The 20,789-nt window shown below is 70.5% G+C and carries 21 protein-coding genes; 13 read left to right on the plus strand and 8 right to left on the minus strand.

Annotated elements, in window-relative coordinates:
- Positions 1–56 precede the first annotated feature (56 nt).
- The 4 genes from AB0M73_RS33840 to AB0M73_RS33855 all read right to left on the minus strand — a co-directional run bounded on the left by AB0M73_RS33840 (position 57) and on the right by AB0M73_RS33855 (position 5,746).
- Positions 57–1,436: an ankyrin repeat domain-containing protein gene (locus AB0M73_RS33840; RefSeq protein WP_363899454.1), complete on the minus strand. Its 1,380-nt coding sequence runs from the start codon at positions 1,434–1,436 to the stop codon at positions 57–59.
- Between the two features lie 75 nt (positions 1,437–1,511).
- Entirely contained in the window at positions 1,512–2,720 is a 1,209-nt protein-coding gene (locus tag AB0M73_RS33845; RefSeq protein ID WP_363899457.1) for a glycosyltransferase 87 family protein, read from the minus strand.
- Between the two features lie 87 nt (positions 2,721–2,807).
- Complete coding sequence (locus tag AB0M73_RS33850) at positions 2,808–5,084, minus strand: FtsX-like permease family protein (RefSeq protein ID WP_363899460.1); 2,277 nt, start codon at positions 5,082–5,084, stop codon at positions 2,808–2,810.
- Positions 5,081–5,746, minus strand: a complete 666-nt coding sequence (locus AB0M73_RS33855; protein WP_052396800.1) for an ABC transporter ATP-binding protein — start codon at positions 5,744–5,746, stop codon at positions 5,081–5,083. Before AB0M73_RS33855 ends, AB0M73_RS33850 begins: the two co-directional genes overlap by 4 nt.
- A gap of 184 nt (positions 5,747–5,930) precedes the next feature.
- Here AB0M73_RS33855 and AB0M73_RS33860 point away from each other — a divergent pair, with 184 nt between their 5' ends.
- The 4 genes from AB0M73_RS33860 to AB0M73_RS33875 all read left to right on the plus strand — a co-directional run bounded on the left by AB0M73_RS33860 (position 5,931) and on the right by AB0M73_RS33875 (position 10,180).
- Positions 5,931–7,094, plus strand: coding sequence for a histidine kinase (locus AB0M73_RS33860; protein WP_363899465.1), 1,164 nt, complete (start codon positions 5,931–5,933; stop codon positions 7,092–7,094).
- A complete protein-coding gene (locus tag AB0M73_RS33865; protein ID WP_363899468.1) occupies positions 7,091–7,750 on the plus strand; it encodes a response regulator transcription factor in 660 nt (219 codons plus the stop codon). Before AB0M73_RS33860 ends, AB0M73_RS33865 begins: the two co-directional genes overlap by 4 nt.
- A 183-nt stretch (positions 7,751–7,933) precedes the next feature.
- Positions 7,934–9,403: a sigma-70 family RNA polymerase sigma factor gene (locus tag AB0M73_RS33870; RefSeq protein WP_363899471.1), complete on the plus strand. Its 1,470-nt coding sequence runs from the start codon at positions 7,934–7,936 to the stop codon at positions 9,401–9,403.
- A 123-nt stretch (positions 9,404–9,526) separates the two neighbouring features.
- Positions 9,527–10,180 (plus strand): response regulator transcription factor, encoded by a 654-nt coding sequence (locus AB0M73_RS33875; protein WP_363899474.1) that lies wholly within the window; start codon positions 9,527–9,529, stop codon positions 10,178–10,180.
- A 61-nt stretch (positions 10,181–10,241) separates the two neighbouring features.
- On the opposite strand, the gene AB0M73_RS33880 is transcribed toward AB0M73_RS33875, so the two are convergent.
- From AB0M73_RS33880 to AB0M73_RS33895, 4 genes are read right to left on the minus strand one after another with little or no spacing between them, the layout of a single operon-like run.
- Positions 10,242–10,883 (minus strand): hypothetical protein, encoded by a 642-nt coding sequence (locus AB0M73_RS33880; RefSeq protein WP_363899477.1) that lies wholly within the window; start codon positions 10,881–10,883, stop codon positions 10,242–10,244.
- A 9-nt stretch (positions 10,884–10,892) separates the two neighbouring features.
- On the minus strand, positions 10,893–11,357 hold the full coding sequence (locus AB0M73_RS33885) for a papain-like cysteine protease family protein (protein ID WP_363899480.1): 465 nt from the start codon (positions 11,355–11,357) through the stop codon (positions 10,893–10,895).
- Positions 11,358–11,359: 2 nt separating this feature from the next.
- Positions 11,360–11,752, minus strand: coding sequence for a PAAR domain-containing protein (locus AB0M73_RS33890; RefSeq protein WP_363899483.1), 393 nt, complete (start codon positions 11,750–11,752; stop codon positions 11,360–11,362).
- The gene (locus tag AB0M73_RS33895; RefSeq protein WP_363899486.1) at positions 11,749–12,309 is read right to left on the minus strand and encodes a Pvc16 family protein; all 561 of its coding nucleotides are present in this window, start codon (positions 12,307–12,309) and stop codon (positions 11,749–11,751) included. The genes AB0M73_RS33890 and AB0M73_RS33895 overlap by 4 nt, the downstream gene beginning before the upstream one ends.
- Positions 12,310–12,492: 183 nt before the next feature.
- Between AB0M73_RS33895 and AB0M73_RS33900 the strand changes: the two genes are divergently transcribed.
- The 9 genes from AB0M73_RS33900 (at position 12,493) to AB0M73_RS33940 (ending at position 20,784) form a co-directional block, all read left to right on the plus strand.
- Positions 12,493–14,004 carry a phage tail sheath family protein gene (locus AB0M73_RS33900; RefSeq protein ID WP_043724658.1) on the plus strand — a complete coding sequence of 504 codons (1,512 nt, stop codon included), beginning with the start codon at positions 12,493–12,495 and terminating at the stop codon, positions 14,002–14,004.
- A gap of 45 nt (positions 14,005–14,049) precedes the next feature.
- Positions 14,050–14,511 carry a phage tail protein gene (locus AB0M73_RS33905; protein WP_043724660.1) on the plus strand — a complete coding sequence of 154 codons (462 nt, stop codon included), beginning with the start codon at positions 14,050–14,052 and terminating at the stop codon, positions 14,509–14,511.
- 73 nt (positions 14,512–14,584) lie between these two features.
- A complete protein-coding gene (locus tag AB0M73_RS33910; RefSeq protein WP_363899491.1) occupies positions 14,585–14,974 on the plus strand; it encodes a phage tail assembly protein in 390 nt (129 codons plus the stop codon).
- A 17-nt stretch (positions 14,975–14,991) separates the two neighbouring features.
- Positions 14,992–15,135: a DUF6760 family protein gene (locus AB0M73_RS33915; RefSeq protein ID WP_363899653.1), complete on the plus strand. Its 144-nt coding sequence runs from the start codon at positions 14,992–14,994 to the stop codon at positions 15,133–15,135.
- Positions 15,136–15,152: 17 nt separating this feature from the next.
- On the plus strand, positions 15,153–17,123 hold the full coding sequence (locus tag AB0M73_RS33920) for a DUF4157 domain-containing protein (protein ID WP_363899494.1): 1,971 nt from the start codon (positions 15,153–15,155) through the stop codon (positions 17,121–17,123).
- A 10-nt stretch (positions 17,124–17,133) separates the two neighbouring features.
- On the plus strand, positions 17,134–17,598 hold the full coding sequence (locus AB0M73_RS33925) for a phage tail protein (RefSeq protein ID WP_052395984.1): 465 nt from the start codon (positions 17,134–17,136) through the stop codon (positions 17,596–17,598).
- Positions 17,599–17,603: 5 nt separating this feature from the next.
- Positions 17,604–18,056 (plus strand): phage tail protein, encoded by a 453-nt coding sequence (locus tag AB0M73_RS33930; protein WP_043724666.1) that lies wholly within the window; start codon positions 17,604–17,606, stop codon positions 18,054–18,056.
- Entirely contained in the window at positions 18,053–18,850 is a 798-nt protein-coding gene (locus tag AB0M73_RS33935; protein WP_363899499.1) for a LysM peptidoglycan-binding domain-containing protein, read from the plus strand. Before AB0M73_RS33930 ends, AB0M73_RS33935 begins: the two co-directional genes overlap by 4 nt.
- On the plus strand, positions 18,847–20,784 hold the full coding sequence (locus AB0M73_RS33940) for a phage baseplate assembly protein V (RefSeq protein ID WP_363899502.1): 1,938 nt from the start codon (positions 18,847–18,849) through the stop codon (positions 20,782–20,784). Before AB0M73_RS33935 ends, AB0M73_RS33940 begins: the two co-directional genes overlap by 4 nt.
- The last annotated feature ends 5 nt before the right edge of the window (positions 20,785–20,789 follow it).

A 20,789-nucleotide genomic window follows, 5' to 3' on the forward strand; every position in this document is an offset into this window, starting at 1 on the left:
AGGACGCCTTACCCTCGTTCAACGCGGGTAAGGCGTCCTTCCCTGCATAACGGGGACTACTGAGCCAGGAGGGTGGCGAGGGTGGGGTGGCCCTGGTGGTGGGCCCAGTCGAGGGGAGTGGCGTCGAAGCGGGCGTCGCGGATGGAGGGGTCGGCGCCGAGGGACAGCAGCAGCTCGGCCATGGGGAGGTTGCCGTCGCCGGCGGCCTGGTGCAGGGCGGTCTGCCACGGCTGCTCGATGGGGGTGTCGCCGCGGCCGAGGGCGTTGACGTCGAAGCCGAGGGACACGAGGCGTCGCACGGCGTCGAGGCGTCCGTTGGCGGCGGCCCACACGATGAGCCCGGGCCGGGCGGCGATCGCCTCGGGCACCACAGCCGTGTCGACGGCCGCGCCGGCGAGCACTGCGGCCACGAAGGCCGACACCGGCTCCAACTCCACCGGCGCAGCGCCGGCGGACAGCAAGAAGTCGGCAATGGCACCATGCCCGTTGACCAGGGCCAACTCCACGTAGCCGTCACGGAACTCGACGCCCTCGGACACCAACAGCCGAACCCGGTCCCGCTGGTCGTGGGTGACGGCCCACCGGAGCTGAGCCGCCAACAACTCGGCCGGCGAGGCCAGGGAAAGCCGGGCCCGCCAAGGACCGCCGGTACCGCGGCCGAGGCCGTGGCGGAACAGCAGCCGCAGGTGCGAGTCGTCGGTGCCGAACATGCGGTTGTACAGGGCCTGCCCGTCGTTGGGATCGGCCCCGGCCCGCAGCAGCATCTCGGCCAGCTCCAGGGACTGCGGATGCCGGGGCTGCCGCACCGGCCCCTGCTCGCCCTCGCCGAAACAGCCGGTGAGCAGCGTGAACGGGGTGGTCAGCCCGCCCCACAGGTACCCGGTGTTGGGGTCGGCCCCGTAGTCCAGCAGCAGCCGGGCGGTCAGCAGCGGCACGCCCCGCCCGGTCCGGGAGTACGCCACGTAGGCCAGCGGTTCCCACAGGTGCGGCCCGCCTTCACGACGGGCCAACGACGGGTCGGCGGCCAGCAGAGCGGCGACCCGGGCGGTGTCGCCGGCGGCCGCGGCGGCCCAGATGTGCGGCTCGGGCGGCAGCACGGCCCGGGCCCACGAGGCCGGGTCGTCGGAGGTGTAGTTCAGGCAGGCCAACCGGCAGTACTCGTCGGAGGGGGAGTCGACGACCGGCATCCCGGTCCGCCGGGGCCAGCGGTAGCGGTCGATGACCGCCACGTGTTCCTTGAGCCGGGCCCAGCTGGCGAACCCGTACTCACGGGCGACGACGAGCTGGGCGGTGGCCAGCGGGAAGCGGTCGAAGGTCCCGAACGACCGCTGCACCCGGGCCAGTGCCTCGGAATCACCGGCGGCGACGGCGCGGTGCAGGGCGCGCGCCTGGTGGCGCAGGTGCTCGAAACTGGGGTCATCGGGCAGCGAAGGCACCGAGACCTCCTTTCAGAGCCTGCCGTCCGCGAAGCCAGGCTGAAAGGAGGTGTCGGCACACGTCCAGGGAACCGCTCAGGCGGGTTGAACCCTCTCCGCGGACCGGAGGCTCCCTGCGAGCCGCCTCCGACCATAGCGCATCCCGATCCCGACGAGCAGCGCCAGCAACACCCACACGTACATGTTGCGCACGGCGAAGGCGCCGAACCCGTCGAGCCAGTCCCAGGCCAGGAAGCCGGTGTTCATGCCGTGCCCGAAGTCCACCGGCGGCAGCTGGGTGGGCATGGCCAGGCCGGCGAGGAACACCAGGCCGGGAATCCACCACGGCAGCCCGCGGGCGGCCAGCGCGATGATCACGGGGACGAACCACACCCAGTGGTGCTCCCACGAGAACGGCGACACCGCGCACGCGGTCATGCCGGCCAGGCCGATGGCCAGCACCCGGTCGCCACGACGGTCGACGACGCCGGCCAGGAACGTGCCGGCGACCGCGACGGCCCCGCCGAGCAGCATCCACGGCAGCTTGGACTCGGGCTCGCCCAACAGACGCGCCAACATGCCGTGGATCGACTGGTTGGACCAGTTCAGCACCGGCCCGACCCGGGTGGAGTCGCCGAACACGCCGCCGAGCCAGTAGTGCGCGGCCTCGGGCACGATCAGCAGTCCGATCACGACAGTCGCCACGAACGTCGCCGTGGCCACCGCGGCCTCACGGAAGCGACGGGCGAACAGCAGGTACACCACGAACAACAGTGGCGTCAGCTTCACCGCGGCGGCCAGGCCCACGCCCACGCCAGTCCACTTGGAACTCCTGTTCCGACACAGGTCGAACGCCACCAGCGCCAGCAGCACGATGTTGATCTGCCCCAACAACAGGCTGGTACGCACCGGCTCCAGCCACAGCGCCGCCGCAACGAACACCAGCGCCAGCTGCGGCGGCAGGCCGACGGCCTCCACGCAGCGCTTGACGATCATCCACAGTAGAGCGATGTTGCCGAGAGCCCACGCCACGCACAGCACGGGCAGGGGAAGCACCGCCAACGGCGCGAAGAGCACGGCCGCGATCGGCGGATAGGTGAACTCCATCGGCCCGAGGACCGGCTGCGTGTACAGCGGCCCGCCGTGCAGCCAGGTCTGCGCGCCGGCCTGGTAGACCCGCATGTCGATGAGTCCACCGCCGGGCCACAGCACGCCCATCACCAGGGCGGCCGCCACGGCGACGGCGAACACCGTGCGCGCGTTGGCCACCAGCCAGCTTTGGACCGGGTCGATCCTGAGCAACATTCGAGTTCCTTCCCCCGACTGACGACCCCCACGTGGACTTGAGTCACGGGGCGATGATGGTGTTGCACCGTTTGGGTGTGACGCGTGTCACTCGGACGCGTAGTCCTTGGCGCTGAACGTGCGAAGCACAGGTCCACACGCGGCCGCGGCGGCCAGCGCCACCACGAAACCGGCGGCGGCCGGCGCGAGAATCCACGGGCTGAGCAGTGTGTCGAGATGGCCGGAGATGCTGCGCGCCACGGTGAGAAGCCCTATCCCGACAAACATGCCGGCCAGGCAGGCGCCCAGTGTGGCCACCAACACGGGCAGCACGACCTCGCGCCGCAACGCCCGCGCCAACACCCGAACCGGTGTGCCGGCCGCGATCAGGGCGCCGAACGTGCGCCGCCGGTCGATCACCGAGCCGGCCGCCGCCACGGCCGCGCTGGCCCCGCTGAGCAGCGCCATCAACGCCAGCCCGATGGCGGTCGCCCGGCGCAGATCGCCCATGAGGGTGTCGTCCCGGGCGATGTCCCGAAGGTTGTCCGACACCGAGACATCGGGCATCACCCGCACCACCGCGGTGTACACGGCGTCCCGAGTGGACGGTGTCGTGGTGGCGGCGGCCCCGGTCGGTTTGGTGGCCAGTGCGGGAAATACCGCCGGATCGATGACTATCAGCTGGAGACCGTTGCCCACCTCGTGTATCGGCACGGTCGCCGGCAGCGGCGTCGTCGCCTGCGCCGCGTCGGGCCCATGCTGCTCCAGGGTGAACCAAACGTCGTGCAGCATGTCCTGGTAGCCCCGCGGCGCGTACACGGCCGGCCCCTCGGCGCAATCGCTTGCGGTCAGTCCTGACAGGACTTTCGCGGCATCCTTGCACGGCGCGATCACGGCCTCGTAGCTGCTCTGGTACTTGTCCGAAGTGGACCGGAGACTGCCGCCCACGAGGGGAACGACCTGGGCGTCCAGCTTGCGACGGTCCAGCTCCGCCCGCAGCTCCCCGACGGCGTCAGTGTTGCGGCCCAGCGATTCCGCCACGACGGCCGAATCCCGCCACGGCCCGCTGAACACCGGCATGGCGTTGTCGAAGGCCGGCAGCATGGTCAACGCCATCGACCCCGCGAACACCGCCACCACAACGCCCGCCGCAGCACGGAACGACGCCACCGGATCCCCGAGCAGCCGCCGCCCGGCCAGCAGCGTGGACGGTTTACGCCACCGAGCCACGAAATACCGCCCGACCATGGACGTCACGATCGGCCCGGCCAGCACCAGCCCCACCCCGACCGCCCCGAGGCCGACCAGCACTACGGTGAACCGGTCCCGCCCGCCGTAACCGCTGGTGGCGATGGACAGGCCCAGCACGAACACACCGCCGGCCACGACCAGCCCGAGCAGCCGAGCCGGGCTGATCTTGCGCCGGGATTGCTCCGCCGCGGCCACCAAAGGCTTGTCGACGACGCGGCGCAGCCCCAGCACCGCCGCGGCGACCACGAGCACCGGCGCCACCACGGCGACGAAGCCGACGAACAGCGGCCCGGACGTGAAGTCCCCAGCCAGCCAAGTGCCGCCGCCCCAAGGAATCTGCGCTGTCAGATGGCTCAACGGCTCCGCTGCCGCCACCGCGATCACGCTGCCCAGAACGGCCCCGACCACCGTCTCCACGGCCGCCATGCCGATCACCTGCGCCGGCGTCGCCCCGGCCAGCCGCAAGGCCGCCAGCCGGCGTTCACGGCGGGTCGCGGTCAGCCGCGCCGCCGAGGCCACCAGCACCAGGCACGGCACGATCAGCACCACCATGCCGATCCGGGTCAGCAGATAGAGCATCTCGGCGTTGTCGGCGGCGTAGCCGGCATTGCCGCCGAGCCCGCTCCGGGCCGTGCCGTCGATCGTGCCGGGCTGGTGGCCGACGACCGCCACCAGCTCGCCCGGGTACTCCAGCGCCTGCTCGCCGATCGTGTCGACCGGCTGGCCCGGGAACCGGTCGCCCAGCTGCTCCGGCGGAGTGGCCCGCACCAGGTCCGCCAGCGCGGGGGACAACAAGATCTGGCCCGGCTCCGGGAAAGTGTGAATTCCCGGCGGCAGCGAGACGAAACCGCCGATGTGGGCCCTGGTCACGTCGAAGCGTGAGATCACGCGGCCGTCGAACTGGTCCTTGTTCTCGGCCACCACGACCTGCGCGCGGTTGTCGTTCTGGCTCACCGCATTGTCGTTCTCCCGCCAGGCGATGCGGTCGGCCCGCTGCTGCAACGCGTGCGGCGCCGACGCCAGCCACAGCACCAGGGACACCCCGATGGCCACCCCCACGGAGATCAGGATTGCGCTTACCCGGCTGCGAGAGTCGTTACGCAGCACCGCGAGCGCGATACGCAGCACACTCACGAGTAGACCTCCTGCAAGATGCGGCCATCGCTCAGCTCGACAACACGCCGGGCCCGAGCGGCAATGGCGGCGTCGTGCGTGACGACCACGACGGCGGCGCCGGACTCGGCGGCCGAAGTCAGCAGGGCGGACATCATGTCCTGGCCGGTGCGGGTGTCCAGGGCCCCGGTCGGCTCGTCGGCGAAGATCACCCGAGGCCGGTGGGCCAGCGCCCGCGCGATGGCCACCCGCTGCGCCTGACCGCCGGACATCTCGCCCGGCCGCCGCTGGGCCAGGCCGTCCAGCCCGAGCTTGTGCAGCCACTCCCGCGCGGTGGAAACCGCCTGGTGGCGCGGCATGCCGGCCAGCAGCAGCGGCAGCGCCGCGTTCTCCTCGGCGGTCAGCTCGGCCACCAGCATCCCGGACTGGAACACAAAACCGAACGCGGTCCGCCGCAGCTCGCTGCGCGCCGACTCCGACAGCGTGCCCACGGACTGCCCGTCCAGGAACACATCGCCGCCGTCGGGCCGCAGAATGCCGGACAGCACGTGCAGCAGGCTGGTCTTGCCGGAGCCGGACGGCCCGACCACGGCCAGCACCTCGCCGCCCTGGATCGCGATGTCCACGCCGTCCAGCGCGTGCACACCGCCGTAGCTCTTGGTCAGGCCCCGCCCTGTGAGCACCGGTGTCACCGTCGCCTCCCGATCGATCCTCAACTCGTCGGGATGAGACGGTGCCGCAGCGCGGCCCCCGGCCACCTCGGCCGAGCAGCACGCAACCTCGGGCGTCCATCGGCCGAATGACCGATGCCGCGCCGAGCCGGTCGGCCGAGGCAGTGAGCCGGTGTCCGGCCGTACTGTGTCCTTCGTGGACCGACTGCTGACCGCGCTGCGCGTGCCGCTGTTCATCGCGCTGGGGCTGGGCGCGGTATGGGTGTTCCTGACGGCGCCGATCCTGGTCTACGGCCCGCGCAGCCACCTGCTCGTCCAGGTCCTGGTGCTGCCGATCGTGGTGGCCGCGGTGATCTGCGCCAAGCGCCCCGTGCTGGCCGTGGTCATCGCCTCGATCGACATCGGCGTCACCACCGTCGTGCTGCGTCTGCTCCGCGCCGACGACACGGCGCTGCTGGGCCCGCTCACGCCGGTGGAGACGCTGGCCCTGCTGTGCATCGTCATCACGGTGGTTTTTGTCGCCGAGCCCGGCGCCGTGGTGATCGAACTCGGCCTGTTGGCCCTGGCCACGGTGTTCGCGCTGGTCTTCCGCGAGGACATCAGCCTGTACTCGCGGGCCAACCAGCTGGACATGGCGCTGTTCGTGGCGGTCGTGGCCATCTTCGTGCTGGTCGGCATCTACCTGCGGGCCCGGGCCGGCATGCGCCAGCGCGAGCTGACGGCCGCCGTCACCGACGCGCAGCGGGCCGAACGCGTGGAACTGGCCCGCGAGTTGCACGATGTCGTCGCCCACCACGTGACCGGCATGGTCGTGCAGGCCCAGGCCGCGATGGCCGTCTCCGACAACGACCCGCTGGCCGCGCACCGGCTGCTGCCCGGCATCGTCAACTCCGGCACGGACGCCCTGACGGCCATGCGCCGGCTGGTCGGCACGCTGCGGGAAAGTGAGTCCCTCTACACCGCGACCACCGACCTGCACGCCGACGTGCGGGCCGCCGTGGAGCGAGCCCGGCAGGCCGGTATCCCGGCCGGGCTGCTGATGGAGCTGCCGGACACCGTGCCGCAGGAGGTCGGCCGGTCGGTGTTGCGGCTGGTCCAGGAGTCGCTCACCAACGTGCACAAGCACGCCAACGAGCCCACCAAGGTGGCAGTTGAACTCACCAGTGCACCCGAGGCGTTGAGACTGGTGGTGCGCGACGACGGCAAGGGGGGACGCGTCGTGCCGGTCGGCGGGTCGGGTGGATACGGTCTGATCGGCATGCGGGAACGGGTGGAGCTGCTGGGCGGCCTGTTCTCGGCGGGCGAGGTGGACGGCGGCTGGCAGGTGCTGGCCGAGCTGCCGCTGAAGGAGAAGAAGTGACCAAGGTCCGGGTGTTGATCGCCGACGACCAGGAGATGGTCCGGGTGGGGTTCCGGATGATCCTGGAGAACCAGCCGGACATCGAGGTGGTCGCCGACGTTCCCGACGGCATCACCGCCGTGGCCAAGGCCCGCGAGCTGCGGCCGGACGTGTGCCTGGTGGACATCCGCATGCCCGGCATCGACGGCCTGGAGGTCACCCGGCAGCTGGCCGGGCGCGGCGTGGCCGAGGCGGTCAAAGTAGTTGTGGTGACAACATTCGACCTCGACGAGTACGTCTACGCGGCGCTGGAGAACGGGGCCTGCGGCTTCCTGCTCAAGGACGCCGGGCCGGCGCTGCTGGTGGAGGCGGTGCGGGCGGCGGCCGCCGGCAACGCCCTGATCTCCCCGGAAATCACCCTGCGGATGCTTGAGCACTTCACCCGTCCGACGGCGGAAACCGGGCCCGGCGTTGAGCTGGACCTGCTGACCCAACGGGAGCAGGACGTGGTCAGGGAGGTGGCCAGGGGCCTGACCAACACCGAGATCGCCGGGGCGCTGTTCCTGTCCCTGTCCACGGTGAAGACCCACCTGGCCTCCGTGCAGCACAAGATCGGTGCCCGAAATCGGGTGGAGATTGCCGCGTGGGCCTGGCGCACCGGCCTCGTCACCGCGTAGACGTTGGGTAGCTTTCGCGAGGCCGCGCGGGGACGCGCGGCATGGGCGCTGTCAACCGGTCTGTCGCTCAGCGGAGACCCTTGAACACTTGTATAGGGGTTTCCCTAACGGCGATTCGGCCGCATTCGATGGGGCCGCCCGGCTGATCGTCAATCACGCGTTTCGCCCCTACGGTTCTAGATTGTGCAGGACGCGCAGCTTGTCGGCGCCATCGTCGAAGGTGACCGGCAGGGGTGGGCCGAGCTCTACCAGCGGTACGCCGACCCCCTCTACACCTATTGTGTCGCTCAGTTGCAGGATCGGGACGCGGCCGCCGACGTCCTGCACGACACCCTCATCGTCGCCGCCGAACGCGTGTCGCAGCTGCGCGACCCGGAGCGGCTGCGCCCCTGGCTGTACGCGATCGCCCGCAACGAGTGCCACCGCCGCCGGCGCAGCCTCCGCCGGCTGGTCGCGCTGGAGGAAGCCGGCGACGTGCCGGCGCCCGTCGAGGACGTGGACACCGGGCTGCGCCTGGACGAGACGCGCCGGCTGGTCCGCGACGCCGTCGTGGGGCTCAACCCCAGCGAGCGCGAGGTGCTCCAGCTCGCCGGCTCGCACGGCTTGTCCGGCCCCGAGCTGGCCCTGGCGCTGGGCGTCTCCGGCAACCACGCCAACGCCCTGCTGTCCCGGGCCCGGCAGCAGTTCGAGAAGTCGCTGGCCGCGCTGATCGTCGCTCGCACCGGCCGGGAGGCCTGCGCGGTGCTGGACGACATGCTGCACGGCTGGGACGGCCAGCTGACCCCGTTGCTGCGCAAGCGAATCGCCCGGCACATCGAGAACTGCCAGACCTGCGGCGAGAACAAGAAGCGCCGGGTCAACGCCAAGCAGCTGCTCACGCTGATCCCGTTGCTGGCGGCCGGGGCCGAGCTCCTCGAAGGGACCACACAGGACATCGAGAACCCCGAGCTGGTCAGCTACCGGCGCGACCTGGCCGACCGGGCCGGAACGTTCCGCCGCAACGGGTTCCCGGTGGGCAACGAGCTTTGGCGCCGGCCGCCGTGGATCACCATCGCCGCGGTCAGCACGGGCATCGCCGTGCTCTCCGCCTACGCCTTCCTGGCGCCGATCCAGGCCGACCAGAAAGAGGCGCTGCCGCCCCCGCTGGCCACCAGCGATCCCGGGTCGGCTCCGCCGCCCTTCACCACGACCGGGGAGACGAGCACCACCGTCACGACGACCGAGGACCCGACGACCACTGCGACCACGTCGCGAACGGCCGCGCCGCCCAAGGGCGTCACTACGACCGGTGCGACAACAACCAGGACGACAACCAGCACCACGACGACAACCACGACCACGACAACCCCGCCGACGTCGTCGAGCAGCGTCCCCCGGGGCGCACTCAACGTCACACCACGCGAGATCCGACTCGACTCGGGCAAGGCCTCCGTCACCATCACCTCGAAGGGGGGACCGCTCACATGGAGCGTCAGCAGCTCCAACCCCCATGTCACGGTCTCGCCCGGCGGCGGAACCCTTGCGACGAACGGGTCGGTGACGGTCACCGTGGCGCAGACGGCATTCGACAACTCCGGCGGGTCCACGCTGACCTTCACCGCCACCGGCGGCCAGAGCATCACCGTGAGTGCAACTTGGACCGTCATCTCGTGACGCAGAGAAGTCGCAGAAATTTTCTGGGAAAAAGTTGTTGTTCCTCGATCTCCCCAGGTCTCCCAGCAACGGAAGCCCACTCCTGTGAGCGTCCGCACTCCACAGCCGAAGGAGACAGGCGATATGGAACTTGACACGGCGGCAACGACGCTGACCCGGGTCCCGGTGCTCGTGCGGGCCACGGACCCGATCCTGCAGGGCGGGGTCGCCGTAACGCTGCGCACCCGGCCGGAGGTCTGGCTGGTCGACGAGGACAGCGCGGAGGCGAGATCGGCGGTGGTGTTCGTGGTCGCCGACCGGCTCGACGACCAGGCCGTCAAGCTGCTGCGCACGCTGCAGTGCGGCGGCCACAGCAAGGTCGCGCTGATCGCGGGGCAGATCGACGACAACGAGATCCTCACCGCGGTCGAGAACGGGGTCTGCGCGGTGGCCCGCCGCTCGGAGATCACCGCCGACGCGCTGGTGCGGCTGGCCCAGGCCGTCGCCACCGGCGACGGCGCGCTGCCGCCCGACCTGCTGGGCCGGCTGCTGGACCGGGTCGCCCGCCTGCAGCGCAACGTGCTGGAGCCGCGCGGCCTGCACCTGGGCGGCACCTCCGCCCGGGAGATCGAGGTGCTGCGGCTGGTCGCGGAAGGCTTCTCCACCAAGGAGATCGCCGAGCAGCTGTGCTACTCGCAGCGCACCGTGAAGGCGATCATGCACGACATCACCAACCGCTTCCACCTGCGCAACCGCCCGCACGCCGTGGCCTACGCGCTGCGTGAAGGCCTTATCTGATCAGGGTTTCCCACACTTCGAGGGGCGGCGCGGACGGCCGCCCCTCGAAGCGTGTTCCGGGTCAGTGCCAGTACCCGCCGCCGGTCCCCACGACCTCGGCGTTGTAGTGCTGGCTCCAGCTCACCAGGTGCGAGAAGAACCCGTTGAGCGTCACGCTGAGCTGGATCGGCAGGGCGGCGATCGGCCCCGAGTTGGCGTCGCCGCGGTTCATCGCGTGGTTGGGCACGATCACCCGCACGTCGACGGAGAAGTCGGGCGGCAGGTAGCTGACCGAGATCCACGGCGCCACGTAGTCGAGGTAGCGGCCGACGCCGTTGTGGCTGGCGCCGTAGTAGTAGGACACGCCGACCTGGAAGTCGTAGTCGGCCTGCCACACCCGCCACCACTCGCTGGACGCCTTGTAGTGCCGGCTGATGTTGCCCGGCTCGGAGGCCCAGCCGGTCAGCGTCATCGGGTCGACCCCGGCCGGCACGGCGTTGGCGTACTCGGTGGCGTTGATGCTGGCCGAGTTGTGCAGCAGGTCGATCACGGTCTTGCCGACGTTGACGATGGTGTCGACGGCGCTGTCGCCGCCGATGGTCTCCTCGCCCGGGCCGGTGCCGGCCAGCTGGTCGCTGGCGTTGTACACGGCGAAGCTGCCCTCGTCGGCCTGGATCGCCTGTTCGAAGTCGCTCTGGCTGACCTGGGGTGTGGTGTCGGTCATGGTTGTCTCCTACCGGGTCGCGAAGATGTTGGCGCGCGAGTTCGCACCCAGCTCGAACGAGCGCTCGAACGTCTCGTAGTCCAGCTGCTGCGGGCCGTGGATCGGGTCGTTGTAGTACATCCAGGTGCCGGCCGTGGTGCCGTCCGAGTAGATGCCGTACAGGACGACGGCGTGGCTGACGTGGCCGGTCATGCCCTGCTTGATCACGATCCACAGTGGACCGTGGTCGGACAGCTCGGTCACCCAGTACGAGGGCCAGCCGCAGGCCGGGTAGACCTCGTGCACGCCCCACTGGATGGCGATCGGCTCGATGTGGTCCCAGGTCATGGCCACGTCCCGGTTCTCGCCGAGCACGCTGTCCAGGTCGGAGCCGACCAGCATGGCGATGCCCGCGGCCCAGCAGCTGGTGTTGTCGTGCTGGTAGACCATGCCGACGGTCTCGCTGTGTCTGAACGGCTCCCACGGTTCTGTCATGTCTAACCGCCGATCATCACGGTGCCCGCGCCGACGATGGAGCTCGTCGGCGACGGCGCTGGGTCGTTGCAGGTGGTCACCGGGTCCCCGACGCGGGCGGCCGGCTTGTTGTTGATCATCACCGAGGAGCTGCCCTGGGTGACGGTGCCCTGATTGGTCGGCGGCGCCTGGAAAGGGCCGCCCTGCGGCACGTGCGGCGGCGAGTTGGTGGCCGTGCTGCCCACGGTCGCCGCCGGCATGCCGCCGATCGTCACGTTGGTGCTGCAGCCGCCGGTGATCTTGCCGGCGAACGGGCTCGGCAGCGGCGTCGGCACCGGGCCGCCGGGCGACGGGATCATCACGATGTGCACGTCCGTGCCGACGACCTGGTCCCCCTGCTTGGCCCCGAAGCTCACTGTCCCACCTCGCTCCTGGGGGTCTCCTCGATCCGCTTGCGGGACCACTGCTTCTTGCCGTTCGACGCGGTCGGCAGCGGCCGCACGGTGTTGGCCACGCCCAGGTGCACCGCCTCGGCCGGCTTGGCCAGCTCGGTGTCGAGCGCCGGCGTGTGCAGCGCGTTGACCGTCAGCACGAACGACGCCACCGGCGGGAAACCCAGCTCGCACGGCATGGCCTGGCCCAGCTTGAGGTCCAGCCCGGTGTCCTCGTCGGTCAGGGCGATCAGGGCCTGCCCCAACAGTTCGTGCTCGGTCTCGGGATCCGCGGCGTGGGCCTGGACCACATAGGACAGTTGGTAGCGGCGGGTCGGCGCGCGCCGACCGAGCAGCGTGCCGTCCGCGCCCCGCACGTCGTCCCAGCCGGCCGACCGGCCGCCGGTGTCGTCCCGCAGCCCGAACAGGGTGAGGGAGACGGCCGGCTGCCTGTCGTCGGGCGCGGCCAGCAGAACGGCGGTACCGTCCGGCAGCCGCTTCCGCAGCAGGTCGCGCAGCGACTGGTCAACTCCTGGGATCACAGCATCGAGTGTCCGTGTCGGACACCGGCGGCCGCAGTGGCGGACAGGCGTCCTTTCGGACCCATCGGTCTCGCCCCTAGGGGCAGACCTGCCCGCCCTTCGTCCCGCCCCGCAGCCGCTGCCCTCCTGTCCCCCTGATTGGACAGGATGACGTGGTCGCAAGTGTCTGTCAGGGAGGGCCCGATGCCAAGCAGCTACCTCGCGCCCGGCGTGTACATGGAGGAAGTCTCATCGGGCTCGCGGCCGATCGAGGCCGTCGGGACCGCGGTCGCCGCCTTCGTCGGATTCGCCGAGCAGGGGCCGGTCAACGAGCCGGTCCTGGTCACCAGCTGGACCCAGTTCAAGCGCGCCTTCGGCGACTTCGTCGACGGCTACTACCTCGCGCACGCCGTCTACGGCTACTTCCTCAACGGCGGCGGCACCGCGTACGTGGTCCGCGTCGGCGGGGCGTCCGGGGGCGACGGGGCGGCGCCGGTGGCCGAGCTGCCGTCCTCGGTGGACGGCCGCGCCGCGCTGACCGTCTCGGCCAAGCGCGCCGAGTCCGGCATCAGCGTCGAGGTGCAGCCGGCCGGCGAGCCCACCGACGACACCTTCAAGCTCGTGGTCAAGCGGGCCGGCCAGCCGGTCGAGACCTTCGACAACGTCACCACCAAGCGCGGCGCCAACAACGTCGTCACGGTCGTGCGGGCCCAGTCCGAGCTGATCACCGTCGAGGACACCAAGGGCGGCCGCGTGGTCGCCGTGCCGCAGATCGGCGAGGTCGCCCTGCCCGCGGGCGGGGCCGAGGTCGTCTCCGCCGGCGACTACGTCGGCAACTCGGCCGACCGCACCGGTTTCGGCGGCCTGGAGGCGATCGACAACGTCACCATGCTGGCCGTGCCCGACCTGATGGCCGCCTATCAGCACGGCAAGATCTCGCTGGACGACGTCAAGGCCGTGCAGCTGGCCATGATCGCACACTGCGAGCTGATGTCCGACCGCGTGGCCATCCTGGACACCCCGCCCGGCCTCAACGCCCAGCGCGTCAAGGAATGGCGGATGGACTTCACCGGCTACGACTCCAAGTACGCCGCCATGTACTGGCCGTGGGTCAAGGTCGCCGACCCGGTGGCCGGCAAGCAGGTCTTCGTGCCGCCGAGCGGCCACATGGCCGGCATCTGGGCCCGCAACGACAGCACCCGCGGCGTGCACAAGGCCCCGGCCAACGAGGTCGTGCGCGGCGCGGTGACGCTGGAGCTCAACATCACCAAGGGCGAGCACGACACGCTCAACCCGGTGTCGGTCAACTGCATCCGCTCCTTCCCCGGGCAGGGCATCCGGGTCTGGGGCGCGCGCACGCTGTCCAGCGACCCGGAGTGGCGCTACCTCAACGTGCGGCGGCTGTTCAACTACGTCGAGAAGTCGATCCTCCAGGGCACCAACTGGGTCGTGTTCGAGCCCAACGACCCGAAGCTGTGGGACTCGGTCAAGCGCACCATCACCATGTTCCTGCGCCGGGTGTGGCGGGACGGGGCGCTGTTCGGCCGCACCCCGGCCGAGGCGTTCTTCGTCAAGTGCGACGAGGAGAACAACCCGCCGGAGAACCGCGACGCCGGCATCCTCACCGTGGAGCTGGGCATCGCCCCGGTCAAGCCGGCGGAGTTCGTGGTGTTCCGCATCTCCCAGTTCTCCGAGGGCGCTTCGCTCGAAGAGTAGTCCCGAACCGTCCCCCAAGGAATTCCACGCTGAGGAGACACGACGATGCCTTCCGGACTCGGTCCCAACCAGCCGAGCGACGCGCTCACCGCGGCCCGCTTCTCCATCACCATCGACGGCTACGAGATCGCCTCGTTCGCGGAGCTGCTCGGCATCACCACCGAGGTCGAGGCGGTCGAGCTGATGGAGTCCACCGACAAGTCGGTGGTGCTCAAGAAGCTGCCCGGCAAGGTCAAGCCGCCGACGCTGGTGCTCAAGCGGGGCAAGAACGCCAGCATGGAGCTGTGGGCGTGGCACGAGGCCGTGCTCAACGGCGACATCGTGGCCGCCCGCAAGAGCTGCTCGCTGGTGATGTACTCCACCGACGGCAAGCCGGTGGCCCGCTACCACCTTGAGCACGCGTGGCCGTCCAAGCTGGAGATCGGCGGCCTGAAGGCCGGCGCCAGCGAGGTGCTGATGGAGACGGTGACGCTGGTCTGCGAGCACATCCAGCGGGTGGCACCGTGACCGAGCTTGCGAGGGAACCATTCAGCACTGGGACCTGGGTCGCAGACCCGCCGAGCGCTAGCGAGGTGGGCCTGTGACTGCCGTGCAGGAGACTCTGCGCACCGAATACCCGTTCACGCTGCCCCGCGGCTATGTGGACGAGAACGGCCGGCTGCACCGCAACGGGGTCATGCGCCTGGCCACCGCCCGGGACGAGATCACCACGCAGGCCGACCAGCGCGCCAAGCAGAATCCCGCGTACCTCACGGTGTTGCTGCTGGAGCGCACGGTCACCGAGCTCGGCGATCTGTCCGCTGTGGACACGTTCGTCATCGAGAACCTGTTCGCCTCGGACCTGGCGTTCCTGCAGGACCTGTACCGGCGGATCAACCAGGACGGCCACACCGAGGTCGCCGTCAGCTGCCCGCACTGCGGCAAGGATTTCGGGGTCGACATCGCCGGTGATGCGCCGGGGGGATCCTGACGTGCGCGGCTGACCGGATCTGGGAGGAAGTCGCGTACGTGGCCTACTACCTGCACTGGACCTTCGAGTCGATCCTCGACCTGGAGCACCCGGTGCGGGAGCGGATGATCAGCGAGATAGGCAAGATCCACACCCAGCTGTCGGATCAGAACGAGATGTAGGGGAAGGGGAGGGGCAGATGCGCTGGCCGTTCCGCAAGCGGACCGCTGACGCCGACCCGGCACTTGCCGAGCCGGTCACGGTGGAACGCCCGCAGGCGCGCGAGTGGACTGCGCTGCCCCCTCTTCCTGGCACCTTCGGGACCAAGGCGCCGCTGGTGATCGGCCCCGCCCCGGTGCTGCCGCCGCTGCCCGGCCGGCGCGAGGCGCTGCCGACCAGCGAGCCGGTGCTGCGCGGTTCGGTGCAGGGCATCGCTTCCGTGATCAAGCCGGTGCAGTTCGACCGCGCGGCAGCGGATGTCGTGCACCGCCCGCCGCGTCGCCGCGCAGTGGTGTTGCCGTCGGCCCCAGAACCCGAGCCACTGACCTATGTGGACGAACAGCACGTCGAGGAGCCCCGCGAGGCCAGGGTTCCGCACCGGGCCCCGGCGTGGCTGCGTTACAGCCCGCCGCCCTGGGCGATGCCGCAGAACGAGGAGCCGGGCATCCCGGACCTGCCGTTGCCCCTGCCGTTGCCGATCATGGACACGCCGGCCCCGCCGCCGCCCGCCCCAGTGGTGCGGCCGCGGCCGGAGCGGCGGGCCAACCTGGCGCAGAGCCGCCGTCTCGGGCTGGGCGCGCCGATTCCCCAGCAGCCGTCCGCTGAGGAAGAGCCGGCTCCTGAGGAGCCTGCCCCAGCCGTTGCCCTGCCTGTGTTGCCTGCGCTGCCGGTCGTCACCCCCGTCTCGCCGCCGCTCGCCGAGGAGCCGGCGCCGCTGATCCACGAGTCGGTGCCGACCGATCTCGCCGCCTCGATGCGGCAGACCCACAACGTCGACGTGGCCGAGGTGCCTGTCGTGCGTGGAAAGGCCGTGTCGGACGAGGCTCGATCCCGTGGCGCGCGGGCGTTCACCCGCGGCGGCCAGGTGCATCTGCCCGACGAGGCCGGCCCGGTGACGTCCCCCAAGGCCCGTGGCCTCATCGCGCACGAGCTTGTGCACGCCGTCCAGCAGCGCACTCTCGGGTTGGGGCTGCCGTCGCCGTCGTCCGAGCACGGCCAGGCCTTGGAGGCCGAAGCCGTTGCTGTGGAACGCTTCTACGCCGGTGAGTCCTCCGCCCCGGCCCCGCGGCCGCTGATCCACTCGCCGCGGGTCACGGTGCTGCCGGGCTACGCCGCCGAGTCGCACACCCAGCTCGACCCGATCTCCACCCCCGCCACCTCGACCTCCACCCCGTCGTCGTCGGAACACCAGCAGGTGATCGACGCCCGCGTGCGCGAGGAGGTCGACCGCGTGGCCACCGACACCGCTCGTCGCGTCGTGCAACAGGAATGGCAGAACCCGTCGCTCACCGCGGAACAACGCCGCGCCCTCGGCCTGCCCACCCAACAGCAACAGCAGCAGACGCAACAACAAACCCAGCAACAGCAACAACAGGACCAACCCGATCCGACCGCCGGCTACCTCGAAGCGGCGGTGTTGTCGCGGTTGCGACCCTCGGCCGCCCGGCACGCGCCACCGACCCCGCCGGGCCAGACAACCCAGACGCAGCAAGGACCGTTGTCGCAGACCACCGCGGCAACGGTTCAGGCGCAGTCGTCGCAGGGCACGGCCCAGGGCACCGCTCAGGGCACGCAGCAACAGCAGCAGGACCAGGAGCAGCCCGACCCGACCTCGGGTTACCTGGAGGCGGCGGTCCTCGGCCGGCTCAGCCGCAACGGCCACCACCTGCACCGCGACACCCCGCACCACGACCAGCAGTCCCAGACGACACAAACCCAGGCCCAGAGCCAATCCCAAGGCTCCTCGTCGCCGACCGCCCAGCACAGCACCGAGCACGCGGCGACCACCGACGCCAGCACCACCGCCGCGCCGGCCCACCACCACGTCGACATCAACGATCTCGACCTGGAGGAGCTGTCCGCCCGGCTCTACAGCCGCCTGCGCAGCCGCCTGCGCCTGGAGCTGCTGGTCGACCGGGAACGCGCCGGCCAGTTGACCGACTACCGATAGGGGAGAAGTCATGCCACTCAACGACCAGTCGGTCATCGGTCTCGCCAACCGGTTCACCGTCAAGGTGACGCCGGGCGACCACGACCTGGGCAGCTGGACCAAGGCCGAGGGCCTGGACGTCACCTGGGACGTGGCCGACTACCGGGCCGGCGACGGCGGCAACCAGCGCTGGTTCTTCCCGGGCAACACCAAGTACAGCCACGTCCGGCTGTCCCGGGCCGCTTCGCAGGGCGACTCCGAGAAGGTCAAGGACTGGCTGAGCAAGACCTCGTTCCATAACCAGGCCAACCAGGAGATCCAGGTCACCCTGTACGACTCGTCGACCAAGAAGGTCCTGGACTGGCACCTGAAGAACGCCATGCCGGCCAAGTGGGCCATCGCCAACTTCGAGGCCGGCGGCAGCAACGTGGCCATCGAGACGCTGGAGCTGGTGCACGAGGGCTTCCTCGACGACGACGTCAGCTACGGGGGCTGAGCCGCATGCCGATGAACGCGGCCGCGATGCTCGGCCTGGTCACCCGCTTCCACGTCACGGTCGACGGCGTCGACCTCGGCGGCTGGGCGCGGTGCTCGGGCCTGAGCGTCGACTTCAAGCCCGAGGTCTGGTACGAGGGCGGCAACTACCAGCACCCGACCTACCTGCCCGGGCAGATCGAGTACCCGCCGATCACCTTGCAGCGGGCCATGAACGCGCAGGACACGCCCCGCGTGCAGGCGTGGCTCAGCGGCAAGGCGCAGAGCTGGGTGAACGCCGACTCCAGCGGCGGCGGGGGCACCGCGCAGATCACGCTGTTCGACTCCAAGGCGCAGAAGGTGGCCAGCTGGTCGCTGCGCAACGTCTACCCGAGCAAGTGGGACGGCCCCGAGTTGGACGCCCGAACCCTCGGTGTTGCCATCGAAAGCCTGCAACTCGTGCATGAGGGGTTCCTATGACCGGGGCGTTGGGAGCGCTCGGCGGCGCCGCGGGCGCCGTCGACATGGCGGCCGGCGTCGCCATCGGCGCGGCGGCGCTGGCCGGCGCGCGCGTGCCGGCCATGCTGCGCTGCACCGACCCGGCCAACTTCGGCATCGTGCCGTTCGACTTCAACCCCAAGAAGATCGAGATGTCCCGGCAGGGCTCGTACGGCAACCGGTCCACGCCGACCGCGACCAACGGCAGCAGCAACGCCATGGTCACGCAGAACGTGCGCAACTCCGAGATCACCATCTCCGAGGTCAAGCTGGAGGGCCTGACCACCAAGATGCGCTGCGACACCCTGCTGGGCTGGATGGCCCCGGGCAGCGCGCTGAACCTGGTCGGCATGGTCGCCGCGCTGGCCGGCGCCAACCTCACCACCGAGCCGCCGGTGCTGACCTTCCAGTGGGGTCCGCCGATGATCGGCTTCATGTACAGCGTGCGGATGACCAACTGCAAGATCAGCTACGAGCGGTTCACCTCGGCCGGCATCCCGATCCGCGCGATGCTGAACCTGACCTTCCGCGAGGTGCCGAGCCTGCTCGGCAGCCTGCCGATGAACCCCACCTCCGGCGGCCAGCCGGGGCGGCGCACGCACACCGTCGGCCAGGGCGAGACCCTGCAGTCCATCGCCACCGCCAACTACGGCACGCCCGCGCTGTGGCGGCGGATCGCCGAGGTCAACGGCATCCACGACCCGACCCGCCTGCGCCCCGGCAGCACCGTCTACCTGCCCAACGGCGACGAGCTGACGGCCGGGAGCCCGCGATGATGCCCGGCGGCCTCAACGGCCAGGCCACCGCGATCGTCTGGCCCACCATCAAGATCGGCGCCGTGATGGGGATGCCGTTGTCCCCCTTGGTGCAGAGCAAGCTGGTGCGTGCCGTCGTGGACACGCACCTGCACCTGCCGGACATGTTCGAGCTGACCTTCATCGACGAGTCCGGCACCGTGACCGACGACGCGGGGCTGTCCATCGGCACCGCCGTGGAGATCCTCGCCGGCGACGCCACCAGCACCAGCACCACGTCGCTGCTCAAGGGCGAGGTCACGGCGATCGAGGCGATCTGCGCGGAGTCGTTGATATACACCGTGATCCGCGGCTACGAGAAGGCGCACCGGCTCCAGCGGGCCCGGCGCACCCGGACCTTCCTCAACATGAAGGACTCCGACATCGCGCGGCAGGTGGCCAACCACGCCGGCCTCGACGTCGGCACGGTCGACGAGTCCAGCACCACCCATACGCACATCGCCCAGGTCGCCCAGACCGACTGGGAGTTCCTGGTCGCGCGGGCCCGGGAGATCGGTTTCGAGACCGGCGTCGTGGGCGGGGAGTTCTTCTTCCGCAAGGCATCCGGCCAGCCCAGCGGCGGAGGTGGCCTGCTCGACACGCTGGCCGCGGCGGTCGGCATCGGGGGCGGTCCGACCTTGACGTTCAAGGACAACCTGATCACCTTCCTGCCCCGGATCTCCGCCGCCAACCTCACGCCGGACGTGGAGGTCCGGGTGTGGGACGCCAAGTCGGCGCGGGTGGCCGTGGGCTCCGCGTCGGCCACCACCGGCACCGCGACGATCGACGGCGAGGCGCCGGCCGACCTGGCCAACTCCTTCACCGACGGCCTGCTGCCGCCCTTGCCGCATCTCCCGGCGCTGCCGCCGATCCCGGGCCTGCCCCGCATCGACTTCGGCTCTTCGCCGTCCAACACCGCCTATGTGGTGGTGGACCGTCCACTCGCGACCGGATCGGACGCCGACTCGGCGGCCGAGGAGGCCGCGAAGGGTTTGGCCGACCACATCTCCAGCACCTTCGCCGAGGCCGAGGGCACCGCCGTCGGCGACCCGCGGATCCAGGCCGGGGTGAAGGTGACCGTCGCCGGCGTGCCCAAGCAGTTCGCCGGCAGCTGGACCGTCACCAACGCCAAGCACGTCTTCGACCCGTCGGAGAACGGCTACCACACTCGGTTCTACGTCAGCGGGCGGCAGGACCGGTCGCTGTTCAAGCTCGCTTCCGGCTCCGGACAAGCACATTCGGGCATGTCCGGCCTGGTGTGCGGGGTCGTGACGAACTCGAAGGACCCGGACAGCAAGGGCAAGGTGAAGGTCGCGCTGCCCTGGCTGTCGCCCAACTACGAGTCCGACTGGGCCCGGGTCGTGCAGCTCGGGGCCGGCCGCCGCAGCGGGCTGGTGTTCGTGCCCGAGGTCGGCGACGAAGTGTTGCTGGGCTTTGAGTTCGGCGACCCGCGGCGGCCGTACGTGATCGGCGGGCTGACCAACGACAACTCCTCCTACGAGCCGCTGAGCTCCGCGGTCAACGGCTCCGGGGCGGTGGTCAAGCGGGGCATCACCTCGCCGGCCGGCAACGGCTTGCAGTTGCAGGACGAGCTGCCGCCCGGGCCGCCCGGGGCCGCCCCGCCGACCACGTCGTCGATCACGCTCGGCACCGGCGACGGCAACCTGGGGCTGGCCATCGACCAGGTCGGCGGCACCGTGACGTTGACGTGCAAGCCGGCCCCGCCGGCCAGCCGCACCCCGGCCGGCACGCTGACCATCGACTGCTCCGGCGCGGGAAAGATCGAGATCAAGGCCGGCGCCGGCGGGCTCAAGCTCACCAGCGACGGGCAGCTGGAGCTGTCCGGCCAGGCCGGCGTGAAGATCTCCAGCCCGGCCCTGGTCGAGGTGTCGGGCCAGATGATCAAGCTGAACTGAGAAGA

This window comes from Kutzneria sp. NPDC051319, assembly GCF_040682195.1.
Classification (GTDB): Bacteria; Actinomycetota; Actinomycetes; order Mycobacteriales; family Pseudonocardiaceae; genus Kutzneria.